Source organism: Actibacterium sp. EMB200-NS6 (assembly GCF_001305615.1).
Lineage (GTDB): Bacteria > Pseudomonadota > Alphaproteobacteria > Rhodobacterales > Rhodobacteraceae > Actibacterium_A > Actibacterium_A naphthalenivorans.
The window spans coordinates 117,395-133,076 of record NZ_CP010872.1 but is presented as its reverse complement, the minus strand read 5'-3'; the positions used below and the strand labels follow the sequence as shown (position 1 = coordinate 133,076).

Below are 15,682 nucleotides of genomic sequence, written 5' to 3'. Positions count from 1 at the left end.
CGGTCGTAGTGAACGCTCTGCAACCCCACGCCGCAATTCGCAGCGCCACAGTGCAGGAAGTCAGTAAACAGTGAACGATGATAACGGCGAAGGCGTCGCGATCGCCAATCTGATCGGGAACGATGGGAACAGCATTGTTGGTTGGGTTTATCGCTGGAGTACAGGCGCGCATGCGGTGATGTGGGACGTCCACGGGCCCCAGCCGGTATCGGAAACCCGGCCGGATATAAGTGACGAACAGAAGCAAGAAATCGACTTCGATGCACTCATGCGGATTCGAAAAAGCGACAGTGGATAGGCTTCTTAGGCAGCCGCCAGTTCATATTGATGGAAAGGGTCTACGAGCGTACCGGTCATTGGAGCAGATGGCAGCGAAGGTCTCGAACGAGCCCGGAGTGTCAGATGCTGCGTAGCGGGCGAATGTCGGCTTCTCCCGTGGTGACCCCCAAAAGGTTCAAGACTAGTCGGGATGAAAGTCGCGTCGACTACACCCAGATTCTAGTATGACCGCAATCCAGTTGACCTTTGCCTGCAGGCCACCCCAGGATAAGATTGTGGGCAAGGAGGGCCTTTCATGCTGGTTGAATTGCCGAACGGATGTATCAATGTGGAAACGCGCGGAAGCGGCACGCCTGTCTTGGCATTGCACGGGGGCGGCCTTGATCATCGGCATATGCTGGACGCCCTCGAGCCGGTTTTTGAAGAGAGCACTGGTTGGAAGCGCGTCTACATCGACTTGCCCGGGCATGGATATTCCAAGGCAGATGCCAGGGTTCAATCTCAAGACGACGTATTCAACATGATAAGCGCGTTTATCGACCTTGTCTTCGACGGCCAGAAACTAGCAGTGATCGGCGAGTCGAGGGGCAGCTATCATGCCATGGGCTTGGCGCACGCACGTCCAGCTGATCTGCTGGGAATGATGTTGATCGTGGCAGATGGAATGCCGGGTTCTACCGTCGATTGGCGACCAACACATCAAACGCTTGTGCCCTTTTCCGAAGGGATACCGAAGCGCACCTCGCCAGAAGCGGCGGCGCGTTTCGGGCGATTGGTCGTCCAGAGCCCGGACATTCTTCAGAAGATCGAGAATATCAAACTACCGGCAGCGGCCCTTGCGGATGACGAATTGGCTACGCGGCTGAACCAGAACTTCAATTTCTCCTTTGATTTGCCCAACCCTGCATCTGCGTTCGATAAACCAACTCTCATCGTGAACGGGCGACAAGATGCGATGGCAGGTTATCAGGATATGATGGACAGATTTGAACGGTATCCACGCGCGACCCTTGCAGTCCTGGATTGTGCTGGCCACAGTCTTGCTTGGGAACGCCCGGAGTTGTTCAGAGCCCTGACACTGGATTGGCTCCACCGGATGAGTGAAAGCGCGACGTGAGAGTTGCTGCCATGCAAAACTCATAAGTTTATGTCACCGGTAACACCATTGTTTCTGATCGTTAGAGTGTGGGAGTAGGTTTTTGTCAGCGAAGTGGGGTAAAGTTGACGTCCAAACAGTTTGAATCGTACCTTGATATCGTGACATGTGGCTAAATAGGGGAAATCCATGACTTTCCAATTGGTAGGCAGCGGCCCGCAGATATACGAAGAGGTCATGGTGCCGCTTTGGTTCGGCCGATGGGCTGAAGAACTTGTCGATCTGCTGTCGCCTCAGGCTTCTGAGAGCGTTCTGGATGTTGCCTGCGGAACTGGCGTAACGACGAGGCTTGCGAAGAAAAGGGTCGGCACCGGTGGACGCGTCGATGGTCTGGACATCAATGCACCAATGCTTGCGAAAGCAAAGGAACTGGCGGATGGGCTCGATGTCAACTGGATCGAAAGCGATGTCTGCGATAGCGGCCTGCCGCCAGAAACATACGACGTGATCATGTCACAGCACGGGTATCATTACTTCCCCGACAAACCCGGCGCGCTGAGAGAATTTTGGCGTCTTCTCGCCCCCGGAGGGCGTATGGCATTCTCAATTTGGGATGGGCACAGCCCTTACACAAATGCGATATGCGCTGCAGTTGAAAGCCACATCTCACCCGAGATCGCGAAAAAGCAGCGATCGCAAAGGGAAACGCCATCGGCGGACGATCTGAGAGAACAAGTCCGCAGTGCAGGCTTCAGCGACGTATCAATCCGTAGACAGGAATTGATGATTGAAGTTCCCCTTGCGTCGGAGTTCGTTCCTCTACATCTGGGATCGATGCCAATTGCAGGTGCGTTCATTGCGCTCTCGGAAGAAGCTCAAACTGCCTTGGTCGAGGATGTTGCTAATGCACTTAGCGGCTACGCAAAGGGTGCCAGGCTCGTCTATCCTGACGCCGTGCACGTAGCGATTGGGCACAAGTAGGTATGGTTTAGGGAAACACCGCTTTGTAACGCGTTCTTTCGCAGACCTTGCCGGTTGTTGATTCCTCAACCGACACGATTGGCCAAAACCCATACGTCTATGTCACCGGCGCAACCGACCATTTATGACTAAGGCTGGTCTCTCGACGCAGCGATAGGGGGACGCGCAGCGATTTCACCCTTTGTCCGCATCTTTCGATTTCGCGCACTGCACAGCGAATGGCGCCGTTTCCCAAACCGTCCACTCGTGACCAACGCCACGAACGGTCAGGAGAGCTCACTTTGCATGATGCTGCGATGTGGATGAAAGCCCGCAAGCAAGGATGGTTCTGATCCGCTATTCAATAGGCAACGTTGCCCGAGCAGTTGTACTGACTGAGGGAATTGCTTCTGATAGTCTCAGAATATGAGCAAAGCATACAAACCTGCACATCAGAAGATCTCGTTTGTCACAGCACACGACGGGGTCCGAATTGCAGTGGCAAAAATGGGTAAGGGCCCGACCATACTTAAGGCTGGCAATTGGCTAAGCCATGCGACCCATGATGGAGAAAGCCCCATCTGGCGGCACTGGCTGCAAGAGCTTTCCCGGGACCACCAGTTCATCAGATATGATTTGCGCGGTTGTGGACTATCGGATCGTGACGTCGAAGACATTAGTTTTGATGTGACCTGCCCCCGATAAATCGGGCCATTCATTCGGAGAGTTTGTTCTCGTAAAGTTCGTAGCAACGAGGAGAACAGACGATGCGCAAATCACGCTTTACCGAAGAGCAGATCGTGGGGATCTTGCAGGAGTATGCCGCCGGGGCGAAGGTCTCCGAGCTGTGCCGCAAGCACGGCATGTCGGACGCCACGCTCTACAAGTGGAAGAGCCGGTATGGCGGGATGCAGGTTTCCGAACTGCGTCGGCTGAAGGATCTGGAGGCCGAGAACGCCGAGCTGAAGCGTCTCCTGGCCGACGCGATGCTGGACAACGCCGGCCTGAAGGGGCTGCTGGCAAAAAACTCCTGACGCCTGCGCACCGCCGTGCCGTGGTGAGGAAGCTGATGGATGAACATCGGTTCACGGAACGGCGGGCGTGCAGGCTGGTTGGGATTTCACGGTCGAGCCTGGCCTATCGGGCGCGACCAGATCGCCACGCGCGGCTGAGAGAGCGCCTGATCACGCTGTCAGGCAAACACAGGAGATATGGCTACCGCATGTTGCATGCCAAACTGGTCCGCGAGGGCTTCAGGGTGAACGTCAAAGTCGTCGAGCGGATCTATCGCGAAGAACGGCTGTGGCTGCGCCGCACGAAGCGCAAGAAGATCCCTCGCGAGGCGCGCGACGGCAGCTGGTGCCCCATCGCTGCCAACCAGCGATGGTCGCTCGATTTCACCAGCGACGCGCTGGCCAATGGCCGCAAGTTCCGCAGTGCCAATCTCAAGGACGACTGCACCCGGGAGTGCCCGGCGATCGAGGTGGACTTCTCGCTGCCGGGCGATCGGGTCGTGGACATGTTGGAGCGCGTGGCCCGTGAGCGGGGATACCCCGATATCCTGGTCGTCGACAACGGCCCGGAACTCCGGGGGCGCGCGCTCGACGGATGGGCCGATGATCACGGCGTGCAGCTGTATTTCATCGACCCCGGGAAGCCGACCCAGAACGCCTACATCGAAAGTTTCAACGGCCGATACCGCGAGGAGTGCCTGAACCAGCACTGGTTCACCAGCATCGGCGAGGCCCGCGAAATCATCGAAGACTGGAGGATCGACTACAACACGGAGCGCCCGCACAGCAGCTTGAAATATCAGACCCCGGAGGAGTTCGCCGCCGCGCGGCCCTTCGACAAGACGCAATGGGCGCAGCCGCTTGAGCTCCGTGATGGCTCCGCGCCTGCGCCCATTGCTCACGCCGCCGAATGATGGCAACCAAAAGGAGAACAGACTCGACTTGCGACTGGCCCTAAGAAATGGGGCAGGTCAGATGCTTGGTTGTTCGATCTGGAAGCGGTGGCAGACGCCATTGACGGACCAGTTACGCTTCTGGGCCTGTCACAGGGGTGTGCACTGTCGATAGCATTCGCCTTGCGGCATCCCAAAAAGGTGGAGCGGCTCATTCTGGTTGGATCCTATGCTCAGGGCATGCTGGCTCGTAGCGACACTCCAAATGCACGACTTGAGGCGGATACCCTCGCAAACTTGGTCCATCTTGGATGGGGCAAAGAGGTTCCGGCCTTCAATCAGGTGTTTACCCACCTCTTTGTTCCATCTGGTACGCCAGAACAGCATAGTTGGTGGCGACGCCTTGAAAGAGAGAGCGCATCGCCAAAAATCGCACTCCGCACATTGGAGGTCCTGCATAAGATTGATGTCTTAGCTGATGCTGCAAAGCTCGATGTGCCTACCCTCATTTTTCATGCAAACGACGATGCACGCATTCCCTTTGATGAAGGCCGCAAGCTGGCCGCCGTCATTGCTGGCGCGCAGTTTGTTGCGCTTGATAGCGCAAACCATATCTTGCTTGAAACCGAACCTGCTTGGGAGGTTTTTCTCTCGACACTCCGTACTTTCTTGCCTGAGACAAAAACACATCGTCCAATCAACGCCACCTACCATCTGACCAATGCCGAAGAAGATGTTGTTGCACTGGTGGCCAAAGGAATGGGGAACTACGAAATTGCCAATGTTCTAGGGAAATCCGAAAAAACGGTGCGTAATCAGATCACTGTGGCACTTGATAAAGTCGGTGTGCGCAGCAGATCAGAATTGATCGTGAAGGTTCTTTCTGAAGGATAGGACTTTGGCCCCAAGGATTTGCGCATCAATGGCGCGCTACAGGGACATTCGCCTCATGCGGAATTTTTATCTGGGTGGTTGATTGCTCCCATCAATCACGGATGGGAACGGCACATGTACAGGGATATCGAATTTGTGTCGGAGGGCGCGACTTTACAAGGCAGGCATTACCGCTCAGCGGGGAGCGCAAGACCCACAATTGTCATGACACACGGCACCAGCGCCACGATTACGATGGCAATCGATTGCTATGCTGAAGCTATCTTTGAGGCTGGGTTTGATGTTCTCCTATATGATCACAGGAATTTCGGTCTAAGCGGTGGTGAACCAAGACAAGAGATAAACCCTTGGGTGCAGGCGCGCGGATACCGTGATGCCGTGGCGTTTGCGAGGGAGCACCTGCAGGCGGACCGTGTTGCTCTTTGGGGGGATAGCTATACTGGTGGTCTTGTACTGGTTGCAGGCGCTCTCATTGAAAATGTTTTGGCCATCGTGGCTCAAATACCGGTTTGCGGCGCAACATGGCCTGAGGGTCCGACAGATGGCCCGGCCTTTGATACCCTTCGCGACCTGTTTCACAACGCAGATTTGCGCGGTGAACCAGAGGATGTAGTTGGTCCTATGCCTGTTGTCTCGCTCGACCAGATTAACGCCCCTTCCTTGCTTGCGCCGCCACAAGCGTTTCGATGGTTTCTGGAGTATGGTGGTCGGCATGGCAGCGGTTGGGAAAACAAGGCGACGCGGGTTATCCCCAAGACGCCAGTTCCTTTTTCCCCGTTGGTGACGGCTCCTCACCTCAAAATGCCAGTCCTGATGATGAACGGGAAGAACGATGAAATGGTCCACTGCAACTCAGAGCTACAAGACGCGGTGTTCGATAGGATTGGGGGACCGAAAGAGAAAGTCATTATCGACGGCGGACACTTTGGTCTTTTGTGGGAGGATAGTCCGAACTTCTTGAAAGCCGTAAGCACGCAAATCGAATTTCTTAATCGGGTACTTTAGCGCATAATTCGAACAGCGGACCTTGGCGCAACCGCAGCGAATTCACACTAAGTCCGCGTTGCGGAAGTTGGCGCATCGCGCAGCTAAGGTCCGGTTCGAGCCCTCTTTACCGATTTTCTGCATTGCCGCGAATGTCCGCAATCGGAAAACTGAAAGTAGCAGTTGCAATTTCCGACTTCGAGTGAACCTAGGTTAAAGGTTATGAAATGTGCCGAATGAACCGAACACCTGAGGAGCGGCTTAAATCTTGATAAGGGAAACAAGGAAATCGTGCCCCGAAATTCCAGCCCAAAGCGGAGCAATAGACTAAATTCTGAGAGCGTTTCTCGATCGGTAGGTAGAGCGGTCAATTAGGTTAACAGAAATACCTTGAATGACTGACACGCTGCCAGAGCAAGGTTTTCAATTGGAATTCATGGAATAGCTACAAAGCTTGAACTGACGAGGTCTGCGATGCGGCCTTTGCATGTATTTGCAAAGGCCGCCTTTCGAAGTATTTAGAAGAAGCCCAACTTATTGGGGCTATAACTCACCAACAAGTTCTTGGTTTGCTGGTAGTGGTCCAGCATCATCTTGTGGTTTTCACGGCCAATGCCCGATTGCTTATAGCCGCCAAACGCTGCGTGGGCTGGATAGGCGTGATAGTTGTTCACCCACACGCGGCCAGCCTCGATGGCACGCCCAAAGCGGTAGCAGGTGTTCATGTCACGCGACCAAACGCCAGCGCCGAGGCCATACATCGTGTCGTTCGCGATTTCCAAAGCTTCGGCTTCATCCTTGAACGTCGTTACCGACACGACGGGCCCAAAAATTTCCTCTTGGAAAACCCGCATCTTGTTGTGACCCTTGAGGATCGTCGGTTGGATGTAGTTCCCGCCTGACAATTCACCGTTGAACCGCGCTGAACCACCACCAGCCAGCACTTCGGCGCCTTCTTCGCGACCGATCGTGAAATAGCCCATGATCTTGTCGTGTTGGGCCTTGCTGACTTGTGCACCGACCATGGTCTCGGGGTCGCGAGGGTCGCCGTGCTTGATCGCAGCGACGCGTTTGATGCAGCGCGCGATGAACTCTTCGTAGATGTCCTCTTGGATCAGCGCACGTGAAGGGCAGGTGCAGACTTCGCCTTGGTTGAAGGCGAACAGAACGAAGCCTTCGACGGCCTTGTCCAAGAACGCATCATCCTTTGCCATCACGTCAGAAAAGAAGATGTTTGGCGACTTGCCACCCAGTTCAAGCGTGACGGGGATCAGGTTCTTGGTCGCCGCTTCCATGATTTTGCGTCCCGTGACGGTGGACCCAGTGAAGGCGATTTTTGCAATGCGCGAGGAACTGGCAAGTGCTGCGCCGACTTCTCCGCCAAAGCCGTTGACGATATTTAATGTGCCGGCTGGCAACAAATCGTTGATTAGTTCTGCAAAGACCATGATCGCGGCAGGCGTTTGTTCGGCTGGTTTCATTACGACGCAGTTGCCCGCAGCCAAAGCAGGGGCCAGTTTCCATGCCGCCATCAGCAAAGAAAAGTTCCAAGGAATGATCTGGCCGACAACGCCCAAGGGCTCGTGGTAGTGATAGGCGACGGTGTCGTTGTCGATCTCGCTCATGTTGCCTTCTTGCGCGCGCAAAACACCTGCAAAATAGCGGAAGTGGTCGGCGCAAAGTGGCACGTCTGCGTTCATCGTTTCGCGGATCGGCTTGCCGTTGTCCCATGTTTCGGCAGTGGCCAAGAGTTCTAGGTTCTCTTCGATCCGGTCCGCAATTTTAAGCAAAATATTCGCGCGATGCGTGGCAGATGTTTTGCCCCAAGCGTCTTTGGCAGCGTGGGCTGCATCAAGTGCGAGCTCAATATCCGCCGCGTCAGAGCGGGCGCATTCGTTGATCAAGCCACCGGTAATGGGCGTCACGTTTTCGAAGTATTTGCCATTGACGGGTGGCACAAACGCGCCGCCGATATAGTTGTCGTAGCGCAGCTTAAACGGCGACACATATGTGCCTGCCTCGGTGTGGGTCATATCGTTCATTTGAAATCCTCCATTGTTATCCGGCTTCTCCTCCCGGATTACAAAGAGTGTGACTTGCGTCGTGCGCCACGTCTTGTGGCAGGAAGGTGTCGCGGGATTAAAGGTGTCTCACCAATGAGACAGTTTCCCCTAACTATCTTCAAGTCCAAGCCGCTTCATCCGCCGATAAAGCGTCGCACGACCGATCCCAAGCTGGCGCGCGGCCTGCGATACGTTGTTTCCGGCCCGTGCCAACGCACGAATCACAGCGGCCTTTTCGGCCTTCTCAAATCCTGTAGGGCCATCTTCACGTCCCAGTATGTCTGTTGCAGGGCGCGCGACTAAATCACCCGTCCGTTGCAGCCCAAAGACACGGCGGGCCTCGCGGGTGGCCCCTATCACCAAATCACTTTCGTCAATGGCAAGTAGCGTTGAGGCCTCGGCGTTGTCGCTCTCGGCCACAATGATCCGCGCGGATGAAAAGGCGGCCCTGAAATTCGCGGCTTCAATCGCGCGTGCGGTTTGGGCCACTTGGGCCGCGATCAGGCGATTGAAGGCCTCCGTTTGATCTGCACGCGCGGATGATAAATCAAGCGCCGCCACAAGTTGACCGTTGCTGCCGTAGATCGGCGCGTCGATGCAACTCATGCCTGTGTTGCGCGTATAGAAATGCTCGTCTTGATGAATGATTACATGACGTTGCTCGGTCAGACAGGTCCCAATGCCGTTCGTGCCTTCTTTCTCTTCACTCCAGTCGGCACCGGTTGTGAGGCCCCAACCTTCAAATGCCATAGCGTCAGCATCAGAGAGACGTTGATCTAGGATGATGCCATCTGTATCGGTCAGGAAAACCGCGCAACCCGATTGCCCGACCAGAGAGAAAAGCGCGTCCAAACGCGGGCTCGCGACGGTCATGAATTTTTCGAGCGTCTCCATCCTGAATTGCAGACTTTTTTGCTCTATTCGGTCAGGTGCCCGATGCTCATCAGGGTCCAGTCCATGCTTAATGACAGAACGGTGCCAACTCGCAGCAACCCGCGACTTTGCCGCAGCCGATGTCGACTGCGTTGCCTCCATCACAATATCAGCATGCGATGCCTTTGGTGTCATTTTGCTCTCCCTACAGCATCATTAAGACGCGCTGGTCTCGGTTTGTCGACTACTGTCCTAACCTTCACTGCCAGTGGGGCTCATTGCGCCAAGAAATTTTGACGCCCTCCTTTTTCAAATTCTTGGGCTGTTCTGTCGTTGGGATGAAGTCCTGCCGATTGAAATGGTTCCCCGAAGTGGGGACTTTAAATGGACCAAAAGGGAAAGTGACTTTCGACTCGGAGGCCCAGTTCCCACCCGAGGTGCTTTCTCTAAATATGCCCCCATTAAATGCGGCCATTGATCTTCGCGGAGTTAAAGTCAGCTTCGTCCGCTAAGTGGTCATCCATCTACTTAAGTATGGGCGATACGGTTACAGGAAGGTCACCGCACTATTGCGAATGGAAGGCTGGCGGGTAAATCACAAGAAGGTCGAACGTTTATGGGGCGAAGAAGGCCTGCAGCTCCCCCAACGACACAAGAAGAAGCGGCGGCTTTATCACAAAGACAGCTCCATCATCAGGCTACGCCCCACACACCAGAACCACATCTGGGCGATAGACTTTGTTCATGACAAGCTCAGCAATGGGCGCAGCTATAAGATGCTGACGGTACTGGATGAGTATACCCGCGAGGCGCTCTGCGTGGCGGTGCGCCCCAGAATGAACGCAAACGATGTTCTTGATGCGTTGCACAGGCTTCTCATGAAGCATGGAAAGCCTGAGTTCATACGTTCTGACAACGGCCCGGAGTTCATAGCCGAGCATCTGCAGGGATGGTTGAAAAAATTCGGCATCCAGCCGATGCAGATCTACCCTGGGAGCCCCTGGGAGAACGGATACAATGAACGCTTCAACGGAACATTAAGACGGGAGGTTCTGAATGCAGAGTGGTTCCACAGCACAAGACAGGCGCAGGTCGCGATCAATGTTTGGCTCAAGCAATACAATCGGATCAGGCCCCATCATGCATTAGGTATGCGCCCTCCGGTGCCAGAAACCTTATTAGAGAACAGCAAAATTAGTGGTCCCGAAAAAGGGGGCTAGACAACCTGTTACGTTGATCTGACTTCCGTTTCCGAAAATCAGTTCTGATTTGCGAGAGCAGGCGGCGAACGAGGATGAGGTTGCCCGAGGGGCAAGGCTGCGCCTTCGCCCTGACGTGACGCAGTGGCGTAACTCGCTTGCGCGAACCCCAAGGAACTAGAATGTTTCGTGTGGCAGGGCACGGACCTGCCTCGATTCAAAGCGGAACTTCGTTCAAAATGCAGCGAATGGGTCTAAAGAGCCCAAATTGCACAGTGCTGCTTGTTGCAAGAACGTCAGCTTCGACGCATTTTCGATGTAAGGTAGCAGCCAAATAGCTCTGCTGAACCGACCCCCTTTTTGAGTACCGATTAGACTTTGGCGGGCGATATGGATTTTCACTAGAGATTGGTCGGGGACTCTTGCAGAAGAAGTTGCAGCAGAGTACGTGCGGCGACATGTTAGCGTGAAGGGACCGATATGAAGCGAGGACCAACGTTCCTTTTTCTGGGTTTAGTGATCTTCTGCACAACGCCCCACCTAGCAGCCAAAGCCGAAGTCATGATCCCAACGCCCGCAATGTTCCTGGAAGTCCAGAGCTTCGACGATTTGGGTCGCATGCACATTTCCCAATCGCCGTCTAACGACTTTCACGCAAAAACACCTGAAGCATTCACAACCGGACCGCGCGACGTAGCCCGGATCTGGGGTGTTCTGGCTAATCCCGAACGTGCGAGCGAAGCCCTTATCGGTAAACGATTGGGTTGCGATCGGATTGCCGAGGTGGGGACCAAGGCGCGGATCAAAGGCAAAATTCACTGGGTTCAGTCCGATGTTCTTCGGTGCCGCCTGGCAGACCAAGGCCCCGATTTCGGTCGCGACGTCTCGGAGTTTTTGGTAGCTATCGGAGCTGCGAGGGAGTTTTGCGCGGAGAGCCTCGGCACTCTGGGTAGTTGCTGATATAGAAGAGGTATAAGGCGATATTTCCCAAGCAACTTGGCGTTGCGACGAGTTTGACCGATTTGGTGGGCGCGAACAGCTTTTGGCGTTCTTCCATAATTTGTCAGAGTGACACTGACACCAAACCGAGCATAGCGGACATTCGATGAGTTAGGTAGAATGGCAGCTTCGTCCGCTCTCCGGACTTTGGCATCGACAGCAGCGAAGGGCCGGTATTTGAGCAACTCAGCTCGCTCAAATTTCTGCAGTTTGATGGCACCGTTGTCTTTGTCAAAGTTAGTAGTTCACCTGTTCGAAGCCGTAGTTGCCCTCATAGTCACGCCAATCGACGAAGACAGATCGGTGATAGATACCCGGGCAATTCTGGCCCCAACGTTCAAGTCCCACATGCGCCTCGGGCAGGGCAGTAATGGAAGATCGCTGCCATGAGAAATCGCCTTGAGTCCCAAAGGTGCCGAGAACCACGGTCGCGCTTCGGTCGCAGTCACCGTCACGACCGGATTCATGCTGCCGTGCATAGCGAACATCAAAGACGCGGATGGACCGCACGAAGTTGAACTCAGGTCCGCTGATATCGATGTCCGCGCGATCCTGAACGAACCGGAGTGCCTGGTCGGTGGGAACGAGATCGTCGACTGGCAAGGATTGGAGCGGTCGACGGCTGTCCGCCTGGTACAAGGCTTCAAAGATGCGGCCAGCGTTGTTTGATAGCCGATCGCTCTCATAGGACGCGCCCATGGGACAGCGCCAGATTTGAAGCGGCGGTTCCACCGGCCAAGGCGTAATTCGTCGAATGAATTCGGCTCGGGCTCGGGCGCAAGGGACGGAAGCGGGCCAACCGCCAGAAAGACACAAGAGGATCGCGCAATCGATCGGATATGTCTGCGCTCGGGCGGACATCGGTAGCGAAAGACCAGTCACGGTTAAAGCGACTGCGACCGAGGGGAGGAGCTTCTTGATCAGATAGTGCATGCTGCGGAACCTCCGTGAGAGGAGTCCAGCATACATACGATAATATACTATCACAACACTAAGTATAAAGGCGCATAATGTTTATTATGTAATATATTGGCAGTATCAATCAGCTTTCCTTCGCTAATCAGCAATCCAAGCTTGACCTTCCAGTTGCTGGAAGCCCCATCTTAGGAATTGGCATCATTTTGGAGGGCTAGAGCATGATACAGGTAACAGAACCGCACCCGCGAGAGCGGTCATCCGATCAGGCCAAGGATCCAGTTTGCGGCATGTCCGTCACTATGTCTCCGCAGGCCCGTCAGGCGGATTATGACGGTGAAACCTTCTACTTCTGCTCCGATAAGTGCCAGACCAGGTTCGAGGCCGATCCGATCTACTATGCCTCAGGTACGGCATCGGATCACAGCATGACCCCGAAAGCCGGAACTCAGTACACCTGCCCAATGCACCCCGAGATAGTTCGTGACGAGCCCGGCGCCTGTCCGATCTGCGGCATGGCGCTTGAACCGATGGTGCCGTCGGATGAACCCAGCGAAGAACTGACCGACTTTACCCGCCGGATGTGGATCAGTGCCGCCGCAGCCGTTCCTCTGGTTATCCTGACTATGGGAGAGCTGGTCGGTTTGCCGGTCCGGGACTTGATCGGACATCGGCTGGCGACATACATCGAGTTCCTGCTGGCGACGCCTATCGTGTTGTGGGCAGCGAAGCCGTTTTTCGTGCGGGGATGGGCGTCGATCGTGAACCGCTCGCCCAACATGTGGACGCTGATCGCGCTTGGTGTCGGCGCGGCCTACATCTATTCGCTGGTCGCCACATTCCTTCCGGGCGTGTTTCCGGAGGCTTACCGGATGGGCGCGGGAGTCGGCACCTATTTTGAAGCCGCCGTCGTTATCATCACTCTGATTTTCGTCGGACAGGTTTTGGAATTGCGGGCGCGGGAACGGACCGGCGATGCCATCCGGGCACTGCTCGATCTGGCCCCGAAAACGGCGCGGCGCATCCTGCCCGACGGCACGGAATATGACGCGCCGCTGGAAAACATTGTGGAGGGCGACCGGTTGCGGGTGCGCCCCGGCGACGCGGTCCCCGTCGATGCCAAGGTCGTCGACGGCACGTCATCCATCGACGAGAGCATGATCACTGGCGAGCCGTTGCCGGTCGAAAAAGGTCCGGGCGATACGGTCACCGGCGGCACAATCAATAAGAACGGCTCCCTTGTCATAGAAGCCGCTCGTGTAGGTGCCGACACGATGCTGAGCCAGATCGTCGAGATGGTCGCGAACGCGCGGCGATCCCGCGCACCGATCCAGGGGCTTGCGGACAAGGTTTCTTCCTATTTCGTGCCGACCGTTGTCGTGGTCGCCATCCTTTCCTTCGCCGCTTGGCTCGGCTTCGGGCCCGAACCTGCGCTCGTCTTTGCCATCGCCTCGGCGGTGTCAGTGCTGATCATCGCCTGCCCCTGTGCATTGGGCCTTGCGACGCCGATCTCGATCACGACGGCTGCAGGGCGCGGTGCACAGGCGGGTGTCCTGATCAAGGATGCCGAAGCGCTGGAACGCATGGCCAAGGTCGATACGCTGATCGTCGATAAGACCGGCACCCTGACCGAAGGCAAGCCGAAGCTGACCGATGTGAACGCTCTGGGCGACGAGACCGAAGAAACCATTCTGAGCCTCGCGGCTGCCTTGGAAAAAGGCTCTGAGCACCCGCTGGCAGAGGCCATCGTCGAAGGCGCGAAAGAGAGAGGTATCAAAGTCGGCAATGCCGAGAACTTCGAAGCCGTGACCGGCAAGGGTGTGAGCGGAACCGTCTCGGGCCACGCCGTCGCGCTTGGTAACACCGCGATGATGCGCGACATGTCCCTCGACACCTCCGCAGCAGAGGAGGCGGCAGACGTTCTGCGCAGCGAAGGCAAGACGGCCATGTTCGTGGCCATAGAAGGAAAACTGTCCGGCATCGTCGCCGTCGCCGACCCGATCAAGGAAACGACGGCCGAGGTCATCAAGGAACTGCACGAGGCGGGCCTGCGGATAATCATGGCTACGGGGGATAACGAACGCACTGCAAGGGCCGTGGCGCAGCTCCTCGGCATCGACGAGGTCCGGGCTGGAGTTCTGCCGGAAGACAAGAAGGCGCTGGTGGACGAGCTGCACGCGAATGGCAAAAAGGTCGCCATGGCCGGCGATGGTGTCAACGATGCACCGGCTCTGGCCGCAGCGGACGTCGGCCTGGCCATGGGCACGGGTGCGGACGTGGCGGTTGAAAGCGCGGGCATCACTCTCTTGAGCGGCGATCTGAACGGTATCGTCAAGGCACGGACGCTGGCCGTGGCGACGATCGGTAACATACGCCAGAACCTGTTCTGGGCCTTTGCCTACAACACGCTCGGTGTGCCCTTAGCTGCGGGCGTGCTCTACCCGGTATTCGGGCTGTTGATGTCGCCCATGTTCGCCGCCGCCGCAATGAGCCTCTCGTCGGTCTCGGTCATCGCGAACGCGCTCAGACTACGGCGATTGAGGCTTTAGACGATCCGCGTATTGAACGTGAAGCTGGACGATACTTCTATTTCAGCAAAACGTGTATTGCTGCATGAGGTTGCTGACCTTTGCCACTGGAAGCGTTCACTGAGAAAGCCGGAACGACGAGCGCAAGGGCGCATGTGCAGGTTATCAGGAAATTCATAATGCTCGGCTACCTCCGTAGCGCTTGATTTAATTGCCTCAAAGCGTTGGGGCCGGGCATGTACGCCTCGGCCCCAAGGTCAGTCTTCACTTCATCTGCGTGACAGTAAGCTTGCCCTTGACCCGGTCGGCAACAAACTCGATGTCCTGACCTTCTGCCATCTTGGCCATTATCGCTTCGTCCGCGCGGAATACCATCGTCATCGCGGGCATATCGAGGTTGACCAGAGGGCCGTGGATGATTGTGACCTTGCCGGCCTTGGCGTCGATCTTCTTTATGGTCCCGCTCGTGTATTCCACGTCAGCCTGAGCCATCTGGTCCCCCACCGAGACCGCACGGTGCATGCCGGATTCGTAGTGACCCGGGATCAGGCACGCGGCTTCGAACGTACCAGCATTCGCGAACGTCCAGACGACCTCGCCCGTGGCACCCGGATCAAGACGGATACGGTTCGGGTCGTCGTGTTCCATGTCCATCTTGGCCATTTCGATCTTGTGCTCGGCGTTATTTTCCAGCGTGTCGAGAACAAACTCGTGTTCCAGCTCACCCTTGTTCGTGATGTTGAAGCGTATGGTTTCACCCTGCTTGATGGTCATCTCCTCACTCTCGATCAGCATTTCGCCTTCGTCGTTTTCAAGCAGGGTTACATCAATCGTCCGGTCGACTTTTGCCGTATGGCCGGGCATACCGATGGCCATTTTGGCATGACCAACGTCAGCGAAAGCCCCCGTTGAAGCGAAAAGGACGAGAGAGGTGCTCAGAAGAAGTTTTTTCATTTGGTTTTCCTGTAGGTTTGGTTTGGTTGGAG

14 protein-coding genes and 1 pseudogene are annotated in these 15,682 nt (G+C 55.8%); 10 read left to right on the top strand and 5 right to left on the bottom strand.

The window, feature by feature from the left end:
* Positions 1-70 precede the first annotated feature (70 nt).
* Positions 71-298: a hypothetical protein gene (locus TQ29_RS20045; protein WP_054540814.1), complete on the top strand. Its 228-nt coding sequence runs from the start codon at positions 71-73 to the stop codon at positions 296-298.
* A 162-nt stretch (positions 299-460) separates the two neighbouring features.
* Here the strand turns inward: TQ29_RS20045 and TQ29_RS21335 are convergent, their stop codons facing one another.
* Complete coding sequence (locus TQ29_RS21335; protein ID WP_369817435.1) at positions 461-667, bottom strand: DUF6647 family protein; 207 nt, start codon at positions 665-667, stop codon at positions 461-463.
* Between TQ29_RS21335 and TQ29_RS20040 the strand changes: the two genes are divergently transcribed.
* The 6 genes and pseudogenes from TQ29_RS20040 to TQ29_RS20865 all read left to right on the top strand — a co-directional run bounded on the left by TQ29_RS20040 (position 575) and on the right by TQ29_RS20865 (position 6,140).
* Positions 575-1,396, top strand: a complete 822-nt coding sequence (locus TQ29_RS20040; RefSeq protein ID WP_054540813.1) for an alpha/beta fold hydrolase — start codon at positions 575-577, stop codon at positions 1,394-1,396. The two genes, TQ29_RS21335 and TQ29_RS20040, sit on opposite strands and share 93 nt — an antisense overlap.
* A gap of 168 nt (positions 1,397-1,564) precedes the next feature.
* Complete coding sequence (locus tag TQ29_RS20035; protein ID WP_054540812.1) at positions 1,565-2,356, top strand: class I SAM-dependent methyltransferase; 792 nt, start codon at positions 1,565-1,567, stop codon at positions 2,354-2,356.
* A 746-nt stretch (positions 2,357-3,102) separates the two neighbouring features.
* Positions 3,103-4,262 (top strand): IS3 family transposase gene (locus TQ29_RS20025; RefSeq protein WP_157445542.1). Its coding sequence is split into 2 segments (ribosomal slippage): positions 3,103-3,355 and positions 3,355-4,262, totalling 1,161 coding nucleotides; the frame shifts between segments, so codons are not numbered across the junction.
* A gap of 66 nt (positions 4,263-4,328) precedes the next feature.
* Positions 4,329-4,865 (top strand): annotated as a pseudogene (locus TQ29_RS21235) (alpha/beta fold hydrolase); the annotation flags it as partial.
* On the top strand, positions 4,857-5,135 hold the full coding sequence (locus TQ29_RS21230) for a LuxR C-terminal-related transcriptional regulator (protein WP_255353488.1): 279 nt from the start codon (positions 4,857-4,859) through the stop codon (positions 5,133-5,135). The pseudogene TQ29_RS21235 and the gene TQ29_RS21230, both read left to right, overlap by 9 nt.
* A 114-nt stretch (positions 5,136-5,249) precedes the next feature.
* Positions 5,250-6,140 (top strand): alpha/beta hydrolase, encoded by an 891-nt coding sequence (locus TQ29_RS20865; RefSeq protein WP_157445682.1) that lies wholly within the window; start codon positions 5,250-5,252, stop codon positions 6,138-6,140.
* 497 nt (positions 6,141-6,637) lie between these two features.
* Here TQ29_RS20865 and adh read toward each other — a convergent pair whose 3' ends face one another.
* Together adh and TQ29_RS20000 are read right to left on the bottom strand one after the other, a co-directional pair.
* Positions 6,638-8,161 carry an aldehyde dehydrogenase gene (gene adh / locus TQ29_RS20005; RefSeq protein WP_054540808.1) on the bottom strand — a complete coding sequence of 508 codons (1,524 nt, stop codon included), beginning with the start codon at positions 8,159-8,161 and terminating at the stop codon, positions 6,638-6,640.
* A 129-nt stretch (positions 8,162-8,290) separates the two neighbouring features.
* Positions 8,291-9,250, bottom strand: coding sequence for a GAF domain-containing protein (locus TQ29_RS20000; RefSeq protein WP_082386799.1), 960 nt, complete (start codon positions 9,248-9,250; stop codon positions 8,291-8,293).
* Between the two features lie 317 nt (positions 9,251-9,567).
* Here TQ29_RS20000 and TQ29_RS19995 point away from each other — a divergent pair, with 317 nt between their 5' ends.
* Both TQ29_RS19995 and TQ29_RS19990 read left to right on the top strand, forming a co-directional pair.
* Entirely contained in the window at positions 9,568-10,275 is a 708-nt protein-coding gene (locus TQ29_RS19995; RefSeq protein ID WP_054540807.1) for an IS3 family transposase, read from the top strand.
* Between the two features lie 459 nt (positions 10,276-10,734).
* Positions 10,735-11,214 carry a hypothetical protein gene (locus TQ29_RS19990; RefSeq protein ID WP_054540806.1) on the top strand — a complete coding sequence of 160 codons (480 nt, stop codon included), beginning with the start codon at positions 10,735-10,737 and terminating at the stop codon, positions 11,212-11,214.
* A gap of 276 nt (positions 11,215-11,490) precedes the next feature.
* Here TQ29_RS19990 and TQ29_RS20545 read toward each other — a convergent pair whose 3' ends face one another.
* Positions 11,491-12,186, bottom strand: coding sequence for a hypothetical protein (locus tag TQ29_RS20545; RefSeq protein WP_235974537.1), 696 nt, complete (start codon positions 12,184-12,186; stop codon positions 11,491-11,493).
* Positions 12,187-12,389: 203 nt separating this feature from the next.
* On the opposite strand from TQ29_RS20545, the gene TQ29_RS19980 reads away from it, so the two are divergent.
* Positions 12,390-14,717, top strand: coding sequence for a heavy metal translocating P-type ATPase (locus tag TQ29_RS19980; protein ID WP_054540804.1), 2,328 nt, complete (start codon positions 12,390-12,392; stop codon positions 14,715-14,717).
* Positions 14,718-14,960: 243 nt separating this feature from the next.
* Here the strand turns inward: TQ29_RS19980 and TQ29_RS19975 are convergent, their stop codons facing one another.
* Positions 14,961-15,650: a copper-binding protein gene (locus TQ29_RS19975; RefSeq protein ID WP_040618641.1), complete on the bottom strand. Its 690-nt coding sequence runs from the start codon at positions 15,648-15,650 to the stop codon at positions 14,961-14,963.
* Positions 15,651-15,682 lie beyond the last annotated feature (32 nt).

Bases quoted from the DNA above. Each gene is read 5' to 3' on its own strand.
- TQ29_RS19990 (WP_054540806.1), top strand. From the start codon at position 10,735: ATGAAGCGAGGACCAACGTTCCTTTTTCTGGGTTTAGTGATCTTCTGC.
- TQ29_RS19980 (WP_054540804.1), top strand. From the start codon at position 12,390: ATGATACAGGTAACAGAACCGCACCCGCGAGAGCGGTCATCCGATCAG.
- TQ29_RS20545 (WP_235974537.1), bottom strand. From the start codon at position 12,186: ATGCACTATCTGATCAAGAAGCTCCTCCCCTCGGTCGCAGTCGCTTTA.
- TQ29_RS20040 (WP_054540813.1), top strand. From the start codon at position 575: ATGCTGGTTGAATTGCCGAACGGATGTATCAATGTGGAAACGCGCGGA.
- TQ29_RS20865 (WP_157445682.1), top strand. From the start codon at position 5,250: ATGTACAGGGATATCGAATTTGTGTCGGAGGGCGCGACTTTACAAGGC.
- adh (WP_054540808.1), bottom strand. From the start codon at position 8,161: ATGAACGATATGACCCACACCGAGGCAGGCACATATGTGTCGCCGTTT.
- TQ29_RS21335 (WP_369817435.1), bottom strand. From the start codon at position 667: ATGATCAAGGCCGCCCCCGTGCAATGCCAAGACAGGCGTGCCGCTTCC.
- TQ29_RS20000 (WP_082386799.1), bottom strand. From the start codon at position 9,250: ATGACACCAAAGGCATCGCATGCTGATATTGTGATGGAGGCAACGCAG.
- TQ29_RS19975 (WP_040618641.1), bottom strand. From the start codon at position 15,650: ATGAAAAAACTTCTTCTGAGCACCTCTCTCGTCCTTTTCGCTTCAACG.
- TQ29_RS20035 (WP_054540812.1), top strand. From the start codon at position 1,565: ATGACTTTCCAATTGGTAGGCAGCGGCCCGCAGATATACGAAGAGGTC.